The sequence below is a fragment of the Kocuria sp. KKT182 genome (assembly GCF_055635395.1).
Genome location: NZ_CM145757.1, coordinates 2,245,528 through 2,260,429, shown reverse-complemented (window position 1 = coordinate 2,260,429; position 14,902 = coordinate 2,245,528). Strand labels below are relative to the sequence as shown.

Here is a 14,902-nt window from a genome sequence, read left to right as displayed (position 1 = left end):
GGATCGGCAAGGATGTGGCTGGGCTCTCAAGAAGTGCACCGATGCGCCCCAGATGTTCTCGGTTCTCTGCCCGCAGCGATCCTTTGACAACCACTCACTGTCCAGTCAGCAGCCACGAACCCACCGCACCATCCCCGAGGAGCACACATGCCGAAGATCTACAACGACGTCACCGAGATCGTGGGCCGCACCCCGCTCGTCCACCTCAACCGGCTCGACGAGGGCCTGCCCGGCAACGTCGCCGTGAAGCTGGAGTTCTACAACCCGGCCCACTCCGTCAAGGACCGCATCGGCGTGGCCATCATCGACGCCGCCGAGAAGTCCGGGCAGCTGAAGCCGGGCGGCACGATCGTCGAGGGCACCTCCGGCAACACCGGCATCGCCCTGGCCATGGTCGGCGCCGCCCGCGGCTACAAGGTCATCCTGACCATGCCCGAGACCATGTCCACGGAGCGCCGGGTCATGCTCCGCGCCTACGGCGCCCAGATCGTGCTCACCCCGGGCGCGGAGGGCATGCGCGGCGCCGTCGAGAAGGCCCAGGAGATCGTCGAGAGCACCGAGAACGCCGTCCTGGCCAAGCAGTTCGCCAACGAGGCCAACCCGGCGATCCACTACGCGACCACCGGCCCGGAGATCTGGGAGGACACCGACGGCGAGGTCGCCGTGTTCGTCTCGGGCGTGGGCACCGGCGGCACCATCACGGGCGCGGGCCGCTACCTGCGCGAGCAGAAGCCGGACGTGCGCCTCGTCGTCGTCGAGCCGGCCGACTCGCCGCTGCTCACCGAGGGCAAGGCCGGCCCCCACAAGATCCAGGGCCTGGGGGCGAACTTCATCCCCGACAACCTCGACCGTACGATCTACGACGACGTCTACGACGTCACCGTCGAGGACTCCGTGCGGGTCGCCCGCGAGCTCGGCACCAAGGAGGGCATCCTCGGCGGGATCTCCTCGGGAGCCATCGTGTGGGCCGCCCTCCAGGAGGCCGCCAAGGAGGAGAACCGGGACAAGCTGATCGTGGCGATCGTGTGCGACTTCGGCGAGCGCTACATCTCCACCCTCCTCTACGAGGACATCCGCGTCTGAGGCCCCGTATCTGGCCCCGGTCGGATTGATCACCTTCGCCAACGGCGGGGGCAACATCGGGGTCTACGTGCCCGTGTTCGTCACCGTGGGCCCGACCACGATGGTGGCCTACTGCATCGCCTTTTTGGCCATGGTCGCGGTGCTGGTGGCCATCGCCAAGTACCTGGCCACCCGCGAACCCATCGCCGAGGTCCTGGAACGGTGGGAGCACATCCTGTTCCCGATCGTGCTGATAGGCCTGGACGTGGTCATCCTCCTCGAAGGCGGCGCCTTCGGCCTCTAACCCACTTGCCGGCTGAGCTCAGCCCCACGAGGGGACCCCGGCTTCATCGGGCCCCGCCCCCGGGCGGCGTGAACGGCCAGATTGCCTCGCTCCTGCCCGGACGGTTCACTGCCGTCGATCGTGGAACTAAGCTCGGCGCACACGATGCGTGCGCCGAAAGGTGGAGACCATGCCAAAGATGTCCGCCCTGGAAGCCTCCTTCTGTCGCAGCGCGCCATGGGCTCTTGTGGCCCGGCGGATGGTTCCGTGGGCGACCCAGGGGTTCCCTCTCACCGGGGACGTGCTGGAGATCGGTGGAGGCAGCGGTGCGATGGCCGAAGCCATCGCCCGAGCCCATTCCCGGGTTCGGCTCACCACGACCGACGCCGATCCGGTGATGGTCCAGGCCGCCCAGGACCGCCTGGCCGGGTTCCCCCTGACCCAGGCGCGTCAGGCCGATGCCACCCGGTTGCCCTTTCAGGACGAGTCGTTCGACACGGTCGTGAGCTTTTTGATGCTCCACCACGTCATCGAGTGGGAACACGCGGTGACCGCGGCGGCCCGAGTCCTGCGACCGGGTGGGGCCTTCGTGGGATACGACCTGCTGGCCTCACCGATGGCATCCCTGGTGCACCGTGCCGACCGGTCACCGCACCGGCTCATCGAACCGGGAGCGTTCGGACCAGTCCTCGACCAGGCCGGCCTGGACCCACTCGCCCTCCGGCTGTCCTTCGGCGGTCGGGTCCTGCGCTTTATCGCTCACAAGCCGGGCAATGCCCAGGACGCTCCCGGCCACGACATCACTGCCAGGAGCAGCCGATGAGCAACGCGCCCATCACCCCCGGGGCCATCCATGAGGAGCTGGAGCGGGTTCGCGCGGACTTCCATGCCCTGGTCACTGAAGCGACCCCTGCGGATCTGCGCCGGCTCTCGTTGGGCACCCGGTGGGCCAACGGGCAGCTGCTGTTCCACATGTTCTTCGGCTACCTCATCGTGCGCCGCCTGCTACCCCTGGTGCGCCTGATGGGCCGGCTGCCCGATCCGGTCAGCCGCACCTTCGCCGGAGCACTGGAGGCCGGCACCGGAGCTTTCCACGTCATCAACTATCAGAGCGACCGGGGTGCGGCCCGGGTGATCCACGGCCCGCGGCTGATCCGGTGGTTCGACCGCACACTCGACATTCTGCAGGCCCGACTCAAGACCGAGTCGGAGGATGCGCTGGCCTGCGGGGTGCACATGCCGGTGCACGGGGATCCCTACTTCCGGGGCTGGATGAGCCTGGCCGAGATCTACCACTACGGCACCCAGCACTACGACCACCACCGTCAGCAGCTGACGCTCAGCCGTGCACCGTGAACCCGCTCCGATGCACGGATCTGGTGATGCAATTGCGGTTCCGGCGTGCACATCGTGCACGTCTGCTCCACGTCACCGCGGGAACCGAGGAAGGCGCTGGTCGGGCCATCCTGATCCCAGGGATGTGCCGGCACCTCGATAGCCTGGGTTAAAAGCTGAAACCCCAGCGATGTGCTCGATCTTTCAGAGCAGGGATCGTTCTGGGGTCTTCGCCGTCCAGTCTATCCACCGTGAAGTGAGGCATCAAGTGCCCTTCGCTCTCAGCCAGGCTCAGCTCGAGGGGTGGGTCAGTACCGATCGGCTGTCCAAGTACGCCGCCGCTCCCGAGGACACGGTGGCGCTCTACATGTGGAACGCGGAACTGACGGGGGCGTTCTTTGAGCTCATCGGACATGTCGAAGTGCTCCTCCGCAACGTCGTCCACGCCCAACTGACACCGCACTCCAGGGACTGATGCACCGATAGGTGACAGTCTGACCTGACCCACGGTTTGGTTTCCACTCGTGGTGACTAGCTTCCAGCGGTGGTGAGTGCCTGTGGTGTTCGCGCGAGGTCGTATTCGTGCGGGGTGGCGTACTGGAGTGCGGAGTGGCGTCGTCGTCGGTTGTAGAACACTTCGATGTACTCAAAGATCGCGTTCGCCAGCTCGATCCGGGTCTTCCACTTCCGACGGTTCAGCAGTTCGATCTGCATCGTCGACCAGAACGATTCCATCATGGCATTGTCGAGGCCGTCGCCGACCGTGCCGAACGAGGGCAGCAGCCCGGCCGAGCGGATCTTCTGCGTGAACACCCACGAGGTGAACTGGACCCCGTGGTCGGCGTGGACGATTCCGCCGGCACCGGGCTTCCGGGCGCGGATGGCCATGTCCAGGGCATTGATGACCAGGGTGGAGTCCTGCTTGGAGTCGATGGCCCAGCCGATGATCTTGCGGCTGCAGGCGTCGAGCACCGCTGCGCAGTAGACCTTGCCCTCGCGGGTGGGATGCTCGGTGATGTCCGTGACCCACAGTTCGTTCAGCGCCAGGCGGTGGAACTTCCGGTTGACGAGGTCGTCTGCGGTCGCCACGCCTCGAAGCCGCTTGATGCGCGCCGGGCCGGGCAGTCCGCCGATGCTGGCGCGCGTCATCAGCGCGGAGATGAGCCGGCTGGAGCAGGGGATGCCCATGCCGATGGTGAGTTCCGCGTGGATGCGGCGGTAGCCGTAGGTGCCCCGAGAGGCCACGTGGATCTCGCGGATCAGCCCGGTGAGCCAGCGTCGGCGCAGTTCCGTGGCGCTGGTCGGACGCTTGCGGTACCGGTAGTAGCCCTGGCGGGAGACGCCCAGGAGGCGGCAGCAGGTGTGGACCGGAGCCCCGGCGTCGACGAGACGGTCGATCACCGGGTGCGCCCTTTTGGGGGGAGTCCGTCCTCCTCATCGAGCCAGGTGGCCGCGTGGCGGATGATCGCGATCTCCTGCTCGAGCTGGCGGATCCGGCCGCGGGCCGCGCGGAGCTCAGCCGATTCCTGGGTGCTGCGCCCGGGCCGGCGGCCCTGGTCGATGTCGTCCTGGCGCAGCCAGGAATGGAGCGTGACAGGGTGGATACCAAGATCAGCCGCGGTCTGCTTGACCTGGCGGCCCTCGCGCACGAGAGCGATCGCTCGTGCACGGAACTCAGGAGGGTAGGGGCGGGGCATAGCGGTGAGCCTTCCATGAAGGCCTTCGACTAGCGACCGCCACTGGAAACCAAACCGTAGGTCAGGTCAACCTGTCACCTATTCGTGCGGCAGTCCCGTTCGTCGAGGTACTTGGAGGTGGTGGTCACCGAAGCGTGACCCAGCAGCTGGGCAACGACCTTCACGTCCCAGCCTTCGGTGAGCATCAGGGTGGCTGCGGTGCTACCGGACATTGCCCGCGGGAATGATGATGCAGTTGAGGTTCGGCATCTGGTTGCGGCCCTACGATGACCCCGTGCTCCATGACTTCTCCTTGCGACCGTTGATGGCAGCGGAGAACGCGTTGCTGGCCGCGGCCACGCTCGGGAACCTCAACTGGTGCGGGCAGCGGTTCATAGCGGCCGATGTGCGCACGCGGTCGGAGTTCGCCCACTACACGGTCGTTGATCCCCAGCGCGGCGACTTCGGTTGGGTGGCCGAAGTCGGGAAGGGCGCCATCGGCGTTGTCTGGGCCCAATTCCTGCCCCCGGATGATCCTGGTTACGGATTCCTCGCCGAGGACACCCCGGAGGTGAGCCTGTGGGTGCGGGGCGACTGGCGTGGCCGGGGAGTGGGCAGGGCGCTCCTGCGCCGGGTGCAGGACGACGCGCGAGCTCGAGGGGTGCCCCGGCTCAGCCTGTCGGTGGAGGCCGACAACTACGCCAAGAAGCTCTATGCGGCGGAGGGCTTCGTCGACGTCCCCGGACGTGCAGCCGATGGCGTCATGGCCTGGAACCCATAACAGGCACCGGGCCAGCACCACGCAGACGGCATCCCCAGGGGAAGGCTTAGCCGATGCGGTCGGAGTCGGTGTCCGCAGGACCGGGGGGCCCAGCAATTCCAGCCTGCCGTACGCGCCGGCGGAAACCGCCTCTGGGCGGACAACCCGGCCCCGGACCGCCTCGTCAGCACGGCGGGGCGTCCCACCGGCGGAAGTGGGGACATTATGAAAGTCGATCTTTTCCTTACCGGTCGGTACGGTTGGGGTATCGCGCACGGTGCTCAGTCGGGGGGCTGGGCCACCTAGTGTGGACCGTGTCAGAGGGCGCAGCCGGGGGGCTGGCCCATTCCAGACCGGTCGAATAGCCGCCGTCCTGGCGGCAGAAGAGCTGGGGCCTTGGGCTCCGTCGCCGGGGGGGGGTGCCTCTATGGTTTCCGTCAAGCGGCCAGGGCCACCGGTGACGTGTTCTGGGGCTCGGTGGGGTCTTGGTAGAGGGTGCCGTCGCGCAGCATGGCGAACAGGACGTCGGTCCGTCGGCGGGCCAGGGCGATGATCGCCTGGTTGTGGCGTTTGCCCTGGGCGCGTTTCCGGTCGTAGTAGGCCCTCGAGGGTGGGTGGTTGAGTGAGGCGAAGGCCGAGAGGAACAGTGCCCGCTTCAGGCGTTTGTTGCCGCCCTTGGCGGCGTGCTCGCCGCGGATCGAGGTTCCCGACCTTCGGGTGACCGGGGCGATCCCGGCGTAGGAGGCCAAATGCCCGGCATCTCGGAAGTCCTTGCCGACGACCTCGGTGAGGATTCTCGCGGCGGTCCTGACCCCTATCCCGGGCATCGAGGTCAGGACCGGGCAAAGAGGGTGGGCCTCCACGAGGGCCTCGACCTGGGCGGCCACCGTGGCCCGTTGGTGGATCAGGCCGGCCAGCTGCCCGGCCAGGATCGGCACGACGGTGGCGGCGGCCTCGGTGCCGGCCACGACCACGGTCTGCTGCCCCAGAGCGTCGAAGATTTCCTCGGTGAGGGTCTCGGCCAGCCGGGGTGCGTGCTTCTTGAGCCTTGCCCGCACGTGGCCCCTGCCGGCCGCGGCGAGCTTGGCCGGGGTCGGGTAGCGGCTGAGCAGATCGGCGACCGCCGGGTGGGTCACCCGCGATCCCAGGACCCGTTCCAGGGCGGGGTGGATCTGGGTGAGCATGCCCCGTAGGCGGTTGGAGGTGGCGGTGATCTGGGTGGCGAGGTCGTCGTCGAAGCCGGCCAGCACGGCCAGTTCGGCGATCTGGGCCTCATCGACCTGGATGTCACGCAGGGTGTGCGGCATGGTCCGGGCGGCCTCGGCGATGATCAGTGCGTCGCGGGCGTCGGTCTTGGCCGTGCCCGGGTGCAGATCGGCGATCCGGCGCATCGCCAGCCCGGGCAGGTAGGCCACCTGTACGCCATCGGTGCCTTCGGCGACGGCCACCGGCAACGCCCCGATCGTGGCCGGCTGGTCCACGACCATCAGCACCGGCCCATGGGCCGCGGCCAGGTCGGTGAGGATGGCCCGCAGCCGGGTCTCGTCGTTAGGCAGGGCCTTGTCGTAGACCGTCTTCCCCGCAGCCGTCACCGCCACGGCGTGGTGGTCGGACTTGCCGACGTCGAGGCCGACGAACACCGCCGGTTGTGGTTGCTCTGACATGGCCGGGCCCCTTCTCATCCGCTGCTGTACGAGCATGCTGGCCGGCCGGATGGTGATCACGCTCGGCATCCACGTTACGAAGGCCCTAATCCAGCGGGCCCTGCCTCTATTAGCGATCCGCGATCACCGGACCGGTCCTCGGTGACTACACCCCCCGGATCATGGATGACTGGGGGCAAACGATCATGCCGAGGACCGGCCGGTCAGCACCCCTCCATCCTGTCGGACCGAGGAGTTGGGAAGAAGGTAACGGGGGGCGACGCTTCTGCCGCCGGGCCGGCGGCCCCTTACGGCACTCATGACCGTCCCTCCGTCCCTGTGGCAGCACATCGTCCAATCGCAGGTAGCTGCCCCGGTTGAGGAGGCCCGCATGAACGATGCCCACCCTGCCGCAGCGCACGCCAACTGGGCGACTCCCGTGGCCGATCCGCTGTCCCGGGCGGCGGCCTTTGCCGCCCTGCGCCCGGCCCTGGAGGCCCTGATCCACCAGGCAAGCGCCGACTCCCGGCTGAGCCCGGAGGCCCGTCGGGTGCTGCGCGCGGTGGCCCGCACCCGCCCCGAGCACACCCTGGCGCTGGCCGAGCTCGCCGCCCGCGCCAGCACGGCCAAGGCCCAGGTTCGCCTCGCGTTGACCGAGCTGGACGCCCACGGCTATCTCGCCCACCTGGCACACATCGCCCCGCACCTGAGCGCAGCACTGCCCCCACATACTCGCTGCACCCCGGCAACGGACCCTAAGGTCGAACCCGTCGACGGAGACACCTCCTGAACCTCCTCGTCCATAGTCCAGCCTCCGTGCAACGACCTCACGCCGAACCCGGCGGGTCTGATGCACTGTGGGTTGCTTTCCGGGCCGTGGAGTGCTGGCTAGTGACGGAGGTTGTAGAGCGTGATCGAGGCCAGCATCGTCAACCCGGCCAGCACTGCGGCTGCGGGCCCTGCCGTGGGAGTGACGAAAAGACCCACCGCCGCGGCGATGGCCGCGGGACGCAGGGGCTCTGCCTCGAGGGTGCCGAAGGCCGTGGTGGCGAGTGGGATCAGCACCAGCGTCGCCACCACACTCGTCACGTAAATCGTCAGGGCATGCCGGCGCGGCCGTGCTACGGCGGGGTCGTGCCGGTGCAGCAGTGTCGCGGCCAACCATCCGAGCGCGAGCACGCCCCAGGCAACCAGGGTCAGTCCGGGCCGCGGTGGGACCAGTGCGGAGGCGTTGGCCAGCACGAAGGTGCTGCCCCCGGCCGCGCCCACAGCCGAGCCCACCAACAGCGGCAGGACGGCGGCGAAGTCCCGGGGCGGCTTCCGCTGCTGATGGGCTGGAGGAGTCGATTCGGGACGTGAGGTGTTCACAGCGTCCACGCTCCTCCTGGAAGCTGCAGGACTCCCCGCGCGCCACGCCGAACGGGCGCCAGCGACACGTCAGCGGGGAAAGCTCTGCGCGCACTGGTGGTGTCTGTGAGATGCACCCCCATTGGAGAAGGTCTGGGGGAAGAAGCCATGTTGCTGATGCGGGCCGGGGTCCGTGAAAGCGGGACGCGGGGCCGGGGCCGAATGCTGTGGGAGTACGGTGGAATTCGAACGACGCGATCCGGTGACCAGGTGGGCGCCCCGTACCTGGTGCCGTTTCCCCTACCTGGCCTGAAGGGAACAGCATGAGCACCTCCTCGCACGCCGAGGGCCTGCAGGGGTCGCCGGCGCGGATGTCCCCGGATGCTAGCCCGGTGTCTTCTCGGCGGCGGATCCCGTTGCGGTCGACCTGCGCGCAGCCCCACGTCTGTCCGGCGCCGGTGCGGATGCGGGTGCTGTCCCGGACACCGATGTTCGCCGGGCTGGTCGAGGAGCAGCTGGCGGACATCGACCGGAGGATGACCTCCCTGTCCTGGGCTGAGGGGGACGCGCTCCACGTCGAGGGCGCACCGGCTGAGCACCTCTACCTCGTAGCCGCGGGACGGGCCAAGGCTTACCGGACCGCCCCGAATGGGCAAGAGGTCGTGGTGGAGCTACTGGGGCCGGGAGACCTGTTCGGCGGGCTGCGCACCCTCGGCCAGGAAGCCTACGCCGAGACTGTCGAGGCTTTGACCACCGTGTGCGCCCTGCGGATCGGCGACGACGCGTTCCGCCAGATCCTCGGCGAGCACCCAGAGGTGGGGCTGCGGGTGCTCGAGGACACCACAGCGCTGCTCGCCCAGGCCCGCACCGACGTCACCCGGCAGTCCACGGCCACCGTGGCCGAGCGACTGGCGGCGGTCCTGCTGCGCCTGGCGGAGAAGTTCGGGGAGCCCGCCCGCGAGGGCGGGACCTTGATCGAGCTGCCGCTGTCGCGGGCGGATCTGGCGGGGATGACCGGGTCGACCCCGGAGTCCGTCTCCCGGGTGATGAGCCGGTGGCGCAAGGACGGTGTCATCGACGCCGGCCGCCGCTGGACTGCCGTGCGTGACCCGCGCCGGCTGGCGGAGATCGCCGGAGCGGAGGCCTGACCCCCGAGCTTCGCGGTTGATTGACGCCCGTCATGGTCCGAGGACCCGGTCCTTCGTAGGTTGGAGACACACCCGATGAGGTGAGTACTCCACAACAGGGAGAGGAACCACCACCATGACCACCACCACAGCCACCACCACTCACACGGTCCTGCGCGCCGAGGGCTTCTCCTGCCCCTCCTGCGTGGCCAAGATCGAGAAGCGCGTCGGGCGTCTGAAGGGCGTCGACGCGGTGAAGGTCCACTTCGCCTCGGCCCGCATCGAGGTCGACCACGACCCTGCCCTCGTGAGTGTGGAGGACATCGTCGCCGCTGTTGCCAAGGTCGGCTACACCGCCCGCCCCGCCGCCTTCTGACCCGCCGCACCCACAGCCCGCGCCGCTGCCGGGACCTCCCCAGGAGGTCACGGCAGCGGCGCTCTTCGTTGCCCGCCGAGCCGGCGCTCATTGGCCCTTCCTGCGATCGTGCGGTTGATTGATCCCCGACATGTTCGGGTCCGTGGGCTGTGCGTAGCGTCGTGAACAAGCCCCCATCAGGGGCGAGAACGGTTACCAGGAAGGACGGACATCATGAACAGGGTGCAGAGGTGGATTTACGGCCGGTGGGCGATCCCCGCGGTTGCGGGGGTGCTGATCCTCGCCTCGTTCGTCGCCTCCGAGGTCGTCGGCTCGGTCCTGTGGGCGGATGTGCTCATGCTCGCCGCCGCCGTCGTCGCCGGCAATCAGATCGTGGTCAAGGCCGTCCGGGCGATGGTCGCCCGCATGGTCGGGATCGACCTGCTGGTGGCGGTCGCCGCCATCGGGGCGGTCATCATCGGCAACTACTGGGAGGCCGCCGCGGTGACCTTCCTCTTCGCGGTCGGCCACGCCCTGGAGTCGGCCACCCTCAACAAGACCCGCTCGGCGCTGGCCGAGCTCGTCGCGGTCGCCCCGGACACCGCCGTGGTCCTGCGTGACGGGGAGCAGGTCGAGGTTCCGGCCGCGGACGTGGCGATGGGCGAGGTCGTGCTGGTCAAGAACGGCGCCAAGGTTCCCGTCGACGGCCAGGTCGTGGCCGGCACCGGTGCCGTGGACGAGGCTTCCATCACCGGGGAGTCCATCCCGGTGGAGAAGGCCAAGAGCGACCAGGTCTTCGCCGGGACCGTCTCCCGCGGCGGGTTTCTTCAGGTGCTGGCCACCGGCATCGGCGCCGACACCACGCTGGCCCGCATCATCCACCGGGTGGAGGAGGCCCAGGACGCCAAGGCGGCCACCCAGGCATTCATCGACCGCTTCTCCACCTGGTACACCCCCGCAATCATGGTCCTGGCACTGGTCGGTGGCTTGATCACCGGGGACGTGGTGCTCGCCCTGACCCTGCTGGTCATCGGCTGTCCCGGAGCCCTGGTGATCTCCATCCCGGTCGCCATCGTGGCCGGCATCGGCCGTGCGGCCCGCAATGGCATCCTGATCAAAGGTGGGGAGTTCCTGGAGACCTCCGCGAGGATCACCGCCGTCGCCGTGGACAAGACCGGCACGCTCACCGAGGGCCGCCCGCAGCTGACCGACGTGGTCGTCTTGGACCCGGCGCTGGACCGCGCGGACGTGCTGGGCTGGGCCGCGGCCGCGGAGGCCGGCTCCGAGCACCCCCTGGCCCGCCCGATCCTCGACGCCGCTGCGGCCGAGGGCGTGGGCGCCTCCGTGGTCCCCGAGGCGGTCGACCCAGTGCCGGGCAAGGGCATCGTGTCGACCACTGACGGGGTGCGGGTGCTGATCGGCAACGCCGCGTTGCTGGAGCAGTACGGCATCACCGACCCGAAGGCTGCAGCTGCGGCCCAGAAGCTCGCCGCGGCTGGGCGGACACCCATGATCGTGGCCGTCGACAATGCCGTGATCGGTGTCATCGCCGTGGCCGACCAGGTGAGGGCCGACGCGGCCGAGATGGTGTCCCGGCTCCACGAGGCCGGGGTGGAGAAGGTCGTCATGCTCACCGGTGACGCCCCGTTGGTGGCTCAGGCCATCGGGAAGGTCACCGGGGTGGACGAGATCCGCGCCGGGTTGCTGCCCGAGGACAAGCTCGAGGCGGTCGCGGCGCTGCAGCGGGAGGGCCACTTGGTGGTGATGGTCGGCGATGGCGTCAATGACGCCCCCGCCCTGGCCACCGCGGACATCGGCGCGGCCATGGGCGCGGCCGGCTCGGCTGTGGCCGTGGAGACCGCCGACATCGCGCTGATGGGCGACAACCTGCTGAAGCTGCCCGAAGCGATCGGGCTGGCCAAGCGCACCGTGGCCGTGATGCATCAGAACATCACCGTCGCCCTGATCACCGTGGTGCTGTTGTTGGCCGGGGTCTTCGCCGGCGGGGTCACGATGTCGATCGGGATGCTCGTCCACGAGGCTTCTGTGCTCGTCGTGATCGCCAACGCCATGCGGTTGCTGCGCCGCGCCCAGGACACCACCCCCGCGACGGGCACCACACCGGCCGCCCCGGCCACAGACCGGGTGACATCCCGGTCCTAGGACACCACCGTGGCGGGCGGCCCCACACCAGGACCGCCCGCCACGGGGTGGAACGCACCACCAGTCCTGCCCGGCCCCGGGCGGAGAGACCACCATCACTGCAGGAGGAGCATCATGAGCGCGCAAGAGCACTTCATCATCGAGGGCAACATTGAGCACTTCACCATCGCCGACATCGCTGGCAGCAACCCCGACTTCCGCCAGGTGCTGTGGACCGGCCAACACGCTCAGATCGTTGTCATGACCATCCCTACCGGTGGTGAGATCGGCGAGGAGGTCCACGAGCACACCGATCAGATCCTCACCTTCGTCGCCGGCACCGGGGAAGCCGACCTGAACGGGCACACGCATCCGATCGAGGCCGGTGACCAGTGCGCGGTCCCGGCCGGGGCCCGGCACAACTTCCGCAACACCGGGGATGAGCCCCTGGTGCTCTACACCGTCTACAGCCCGCCCGAGCACGCCGCCGAGGCCGCCTACGCCACCAAGGAGGAGGCGGACGCGGCCGAGGCCACCGGCCGGGACGAACCCCCGACCGGTTGAGCCCGCACTCATCCACACCCTCTAGAGAAGAAACGAGGAAGACGATGTCCACGGTCTACGTGTTCACCGATTTCGGCGGTCCTGAGACCCAACAGCTCCTCGATCGGCCCGCCCCGCAGCCTGGCCCGGGCGAGCTGGCCGTGGAGGTTCGGGCCGCCGGGGTGAATCCTGTCGACTGGAAGATCCGCTCCGGGGTACTGGGGCGGGACCGGGAGTTGCCGGCCCCGATGGGCCGGGAGGTCTCCGGCGTCGTGACCGATCTCGGGGAAGGCGTAAAGGGTTTCGCGGTCGGCGACGAGATCCTCGGCCCCGTCGCTCCGGGTCACGGCGGGTTCGCCGAGCACACCTTCGTGCGGGCGGCCGAGGCGGTCGCCAAGCCCGAGGAGATCTCCTTCGCCGACGCCACCACCATCCCGGTGGCTGCGGCCACCGCCTATGACGCCACCCACCAGTTCGAACTCGAACCCGGCCAGAGATTGCTGATTCTTGGCGCCGGCGGCGGGGTGGGACTGATGGCCGCCCAAATTGGGCGCGTCCACCAGTTCACCGTCATCGGCGTCGCCAGCCAGTCCAAGCGCAAGATCGTCGAATGCACCGGGGCGACCTTCGTCCCCTCCGGGGAAGGAGCTGCTGACCGCGTCCGCGAGGTCGCCCCCGAGGGGGTGGACCTTATCGTCGACCTCGTCGGGGGTGAGGCCCTGGGCGAGGTCGCCGGCCTGGTTACCGATCCGGCCAGGATCATCTCGGCGGCCGACGCCACGACCGCCACAGAACTGGGCGGGGCGGCACTGGAACGCACCGAGGAGGCGATGGAAAAGATCACCGAGGTCATCGAATACGGACTCGTCGATCCCCACGTCACCGCCTGCTATCCCCTGGCAGAAGCAGGACGGGCGATCGCCGAGGTCGAGGCCGGTCACGCCACCGGCAAGATCGTCATCGAACCCACCCCCGTGTGCTGATCATGGGCACGCCCGGAGCCTCATGCGGTGAGAACAAGGGCGCCGGTGTGGCGGCCCCAGCCCATTGACGGGGGCCGTCACACCGGCACCTGTCGACTCATCTTGAGGCGGGGCGCGAGAGAGCGGATCCAGCCCACAGAAGGAACATCCCATGTGCCAGAAGACCAGTCCGACCACGAGCCCCCGCATCGCCACGGCGACGCTCACCAGCGTCGAAACCGTCCAGCTCCAGCAGCTGATCAAGAACGCGGAAACAGCCGCCGCCCAGTACGAACGGAACGAAGCGAAGATCGAGCAGTGGGGACTCGATTCCTTCCCCGCCTCCGACCCGCCCCAGAACTACTAAACCCCAGGGGTTGGCTGCTCGGGCGTCCCGACAAGCGACGCGTGCTCGGCCCCGGCCGGGGAGAGGCTGATTCCTCCACCCCGACACGGGGTCGGTGTTCCCGCCGGAGCGGTGGGTGTCACCGCAGGCGCAGCGGAGCGGTGGCGAACCCACCCACGGGCGGCAACTCGCGTTCCCGGGGCCGGTCCGGATCGGGCTCGATCACGGCCGTCGCCGCCAGGGCGGCGCGGGTCAGTACTCGCAGCTCGAGGGTCGCCAGCGGCCTGCCAGGGCACACGTGCTTGCCGATCCCGTACACCAGGTTGTACGGGGCGTTGCCGACCGGGTCGAACGCGTCCGGGTCAGCGAAGATCCGCGGGTCGCGGTTGGCGGCGGTCCAGTTCAGGAGCACCCGGTCGCCGGCGGCCAGCTCTCGACCACCGACTGTGACGGGTTCCGTCGTGATGCGGCGGTTGGCGACGAACGGGTCATCGATCCGCAGGATCTCATCGAGGATCGCGTCGAACTCCCGGTCGGACACCCCCGAGCGCAGCCGGGCCTGCAACTCGGGTTGATCGGCCAGATAAGTCAGTACCACGCCGGTGCACAACGCCATCGACCCCAAGTCACCGCCGGTCCAGTTGCGCAGGATCGAGACGATCTCATCGTCGCTGAGCTCCCGCCCATCAACCTGGGCACGCACAAGCTCAGTGGTCACGTCATCGGGCGCACCGTCGCCGGCCTCGCGGCGGACGTCGGTCAAGGATCGGATGATGGCGTCGAAGCGCTGGGCGACCTCAGTGGTGCGGGAACGGTCCCGGGAGCGGGTGGCGGCATGGTTGTCCTGCATCCACTGCAGCAGATCCTCCTCCAGGCCTGCAGGCCACCCCAGCCAGGCCGTCTGTGCGCGCACGGCGAAGCGGGAGCCGACCGCCACGGCGTCGATCGGGCCGGGGACCTCGAGCTGGCCCACCAGGTCGGTGGCGACCCGCTGCACCACCGGCTCCAGGGCGCTCATCCGCTCAGGGGTGAAGAACCGCTCCACGAGGGCGCGGAAGGCCGTGTGGGTAGGGCCGTCAAGACCGTTGGGCACCTGGAGGTAGCGGGAGACTGCGTTGGAGAAGCTCTCGTGGTCCAGCGCGGCGGCAGTGACGTCAGCGTGGGTGAACAACGTCCAAGCACCACTGGCATCGCGGGCCACGGGACAGCGTGAGCGCAGCTTGTCGTAGGCGGCCACAGGATCGCGACGGACCTGCGGGCCCCGCGGGTTCCAATCGGACCGGACGGGATCCGTGGCCGGTCCCGGTGCCGTGGCGGGTCC

Annotated in this window: 17 protein-coding genes and 1 pseudogene; 13 read left to right on the top strand and 5 right to left on the bottom strand. The window is 68.9% G+C overall.

Annotation, left to right across the window (positions count from 1 at the left end):
* The first annotated feature begins 147 nt into the window (after positions 1–147).
* The 5 genes and pseudogenes from cysK (at position 148) to ACZ2G1_RS10500 (ending at position 3,155) form a co-directional block, all read left to right on the top strand.
* Positions 148–1,083, top strand: a complete 936-nt coding sequence (gene cysK / locus ACZ2G1_RS10520) for a cysteine synthase A (RefSeq protein WP_470376697.1) — start codon at positions 148–150, stop codon at positions 1,081–1,083.
* Between the two features lie 28 nt (positions 1,084–1,111).
* A pseudogene (locus ACZ2G1_RS10515) lies at positions 1,112–1,366 on the top strand (cadmium resistance transporter); the annotation flags it as partial.
* A gap of 280 nt (positions 1,367–1,646) precedes the next feature.
* Positions 1,647–2,168: a class I SAM-dependent methyltransferase gene (locus ACZ2G1_RS10510; protein WP_470376696.1), complete on the top strand. Its 522-nt coding sequence runs from the start codon at positions 1,647–1,649 to the stop codon at positions 2,166–2,168.
* Complete coding sequence (locus ACZ2G1_RS10505; RefSeq protein WP_470376695.1) at positions 2,165–2,701, top strand: DinB family protein; 537 nt, start codon at positions 2,165–2,167, stop codon at positions 2,699–2,701. Before ACZ2G1_RS10510 ends, ACZ2G1_RS10505 begins: the two co-directional genes overlap by 4 nt.
* Before the next feature lie 235 nt (positions 2,702–2,936).
* Positions 2,937–3,155 (top strand): hypothetical protein, encoded by a 219-nt coding sequence (locus ACZ2G1_RS10500; RefSeq protein WP_470376694.1) that lies wholly within the window; start codon positions 2,937–2,939, stop codon positions 3,153–3,155.
* 56 nt (positions 3,156–3,211) lie between these two features.
* Here the strand turns inward: ACZ2G1_RS10500 and ACZ2G1_RS10495 are convergent.
* Both ACZ2G1_RS10495 and ACZ2G1_RS10490 read right to left on the bottom strand, forming a co-directional pair.
* A protein-coding gene (locus ACZ2G1_RS10495; RefSeq protein WP_470376693.1) for an IS3 family transposase occupies positions 3,212–4,377 on the bottom strand; the annotation gives its coding sequence in 2 pieces (ribosomal slippage) (positions 3,212–4,101 and positions 4,101–4,377; 1,167 coding nt in all).
* Positions 4,378–4,451: 74 nt separating this feature from the next.
* Complete coding sequence (locus ACZ2G1_RS10490) at positions 4,452–4,562, bottom strand: tyrosine-type recombinase/integrase (protein WP_244296706.1); 111 nt, start codon at positions 4,560–4,562, stop codon at positions 4,452–4,454.
* Positions 4,563–4,600: 38 nt separating this feature from the next.
* Here ACZ2G1_RS10490 and ACZ2G1_RS10485 point away from each other — a divergent pair, with 38 nt between their 5' ends.
* Complete coding sequence (locus ACZ2G1_RS10485) at positions 4,601–5,137, top strand: GNAT family N-acetyltransferase (protein WP_017834500.1); 537 nt, start codon at positions 4,601–4,603, stop codon at positions 5,135–5,137.
* Between the two features lie 416 nt (positions 5,138–5,553).
* Here ACZ2G1_RS10485 and ACZ2G1_RS10480 read toward each other — a convergent pair whose 3' ends face one another.
* Positions 5,554–6,780 (bottom strand): IS110 family RNA-guided transposase, encoded by a 1,227-nt coding sequence (locus ACZ2G1_RS10480; RefSeq protein WP_058857733.1) that lies wholly within the window; start codon positions 6,778–6,780, stop codon positions 5,554–5,556.
* Positions 6,781–7,150: 370 nt separating this feature from the next.
* Here ACZ2G1_RS10480 and ACZ2G1_RS10475 point away from each other — a divergent pair, with 370 nt between their 5' ends.
* On the top strand, positions 7,151–7,549 hold the full coding sequence (locus tag ACZ2G1_RS10475) for a hypothetical protein (protein WP_017834499.1): 399 nt from the start codon (positions 7,151–7,153) through the stop codon (positions 7,547–7,549).
* Positions 7,550–7,647: 98 nt separating this feature from the next.
* On the opposite strand, the gene ACZ2G1_RS10470 is transcribed toward ACZ2G1_RS10475, so the two are convergent.
* A complete protein-coding gene (locus tag ACZ2G1_RS10470; protein ID WP_017834498.1) occupies positions 7,648–8,136 on the bottom strand; it encodes a hypothetical protein in 489 nt (162 codons plus the stop codon).
* 434 nt (positions 8,137–8,570) lie between these two features.
* Between ACZ2G1_RS10470 and ACZ2G1_RS10465 the strand changes: the two genes are divergently transcribed.
* From ACZ2G1_RS10465 to ACZ2G1_RS10440, 6 genes are all read left to right on the top strand, one after another.
* Positions 8,571–9,254, top strand: a complete 684-nt coding sequence (locus tag ACZ2G1_RS10465; RefSeq protein ID WP_229587753.1) for a Crp/Fnr family transcriptional regulator — start codon at positions 8,571–8,573, stop codon at positions 9,252–9,254.
* Positions 9,255–9,369: 115 nt separating this feature from the next.
* Positions 9,370–9,609 (top strand): heavy-metal-associated domain-containing protein, encoded by a 240-nt coding sequence (locus tag ACZ2G1_RS10460; protein ID WP_017834496.1) that lies wholly within the window; start codon positions 9,370–9,372, stop codon positions 9,607–9,609.
* Positions 9,610–9,822: 213 nt separating this feature from the next.
* The gene (locus tag ACZ2G1_RS10455; protein WP_017834495.1) at positions 9,823–11,751 is read left to right on the top strand and encodes a heavy metal translocating P-type ATPase; all 1,929 of its coding nucleotides are present in this window, start codon (positions 9,823–9,825) and stop codon (positions 11,749–11,751) included.
* Between the two features lie 114 nt (positions 11,752–11,865).
* Positions 11,866–12,294 (top strand): cupin domain-containing protein, encoded by a 429-nt coding sequence (locus ACZ2G1_RS10450; protein ID WP_017834494.1) that lies wholly within the window; start codon positions 11,866–11,868, stop codon positions 12,292–12,294.
* 44 nt (positions 12,295–12,338) lie between these two features.
* Positions 12,339–13,256: an NADP-dependent oxidoreductase gene (locus tag ACZ2G1_RS10445; RefSeq protein ID WP_470376692.1), complete on the top strand. Its 918-nt coding sequence runs from the start codon at positions 12,339–12,341 to the stop codon at positions 13,254–13,256.
* A 151-nt stretch (positions 13,257–13,407) separates the two neighbouring features.
* The gene (locus ACZ2G1_RS10440; protein WP_470376691.1) at positions 13,408–13,602 is read left to right on the top strand and encodes a hypothetical protein; all 195 of its coding nucleotides are present in this window, start codon (positions 13,408–13,410) and stop codon (positions 13,600–13,602) included.
* A 118-nt stretch (positions 13,603–13,720) separates the two neighbouring features.
* Here ACZ2G1_RS10440 and ACZ2G1_RS10435 read toward each other — a convergent pair whose 3' ends face one another.
* The gene (locus ACZ2G1_RS10435; RefSeq protein WP_017834491.1) at positions 13,721–14,818 is read right to left on the bottom strand and encodes a cytochrome P450; all 1,098 of its coding nucleotides are present in this window, start codon (positions 14,816–14,818) and stop codon (positions 13,721–13,723) included.
* Positions 14,819–14,902: the final 84 nt, after the last annotated feature.

Coding starts and splice junctions, on each gene's coding strand:
- cysK (WP_470376697.1), top strand. CDS start 148: ATGCCGAAGATCTACAACGACGTCACCGAGATCGTGGGCCGCACCCCG.
- ACZ2G1_RS10505 (WP_470376695.1), top strand. CDS start 2,165: ATGAGCAACGCGCCCATCACCCCCGGGGCCATCCATGAGGAGCTGGAG.
- ACZ2G1_RS10490 (WP_244296706.1), bottom strand. CDS start 4,562: ATGCTCACCGAAGGCTGGGACGTGAAGGTCGTTGCCCAGCTGCTGGGT.
- ACZ2G1_RS10485 (WP_017834500.1), top strand. CDS start 4,601: ATGATGATGCAGTTGAGGTTCGGCATCTGGTTGCGGCCCTACGATGAC.
- ACZ2G1_RS10480 (WP_058857733.1), bottom strand. CDS start 6,780: ATGTCAGAGCAACCACAACCGGCGGTGTTCGTCGGCCTCGACGTCGGC.
- ACZ2G1_RS10475 (WP_017834499.1), top strand. CDS start 7,151: ATGAACGATGCCCACCCTGCCGCAGCGCACGCCAACTGGGCGACTCCC.
- ACZ2G1_RS10465 (WP_229587753.1), top strand. CDS start 8,571: ATGCGGGTGCTGTCCCGGACACCGATGTTCGCCGGGCTGGTCGAGGAG.
- ACZ2G1_RS10460 (WP_017834496.1), top strand. CDS start 9,370: ATGACCACCACCACAGCCACCACCACTCACACGGTCCTGCGCGCCGAG.
- ACZ2G1_RS10455 (WP_017834495.1), top strand. CDS start 9,823: ATGAACAGGGTGCAGAGGTGGATTTACGGCCGGTGGGCGATCCCCGCG.
- ACZ2G1_RS10450 (WP_017834494.1), top strand. CDS start 11,866: ATGAGCGCGCAAGAGCACTTCATCATCGAGGGCAACATTGAGCACTTC.
- ACZ2G1_RS10445 (WP_470376692.1), top strand. CDS start 12,339: ATGTCCACGGTCTACGTGTTCACCGATTTCGGCGGTCCTGAGACCCAA.
- ACZ2G1_RS10440 (WP_470376691.1), top strand. CDS start 13,408: ATGTGCCAGAAGACCAGTCCGACCACGAGCCCCCGCATCGCCACGGCG.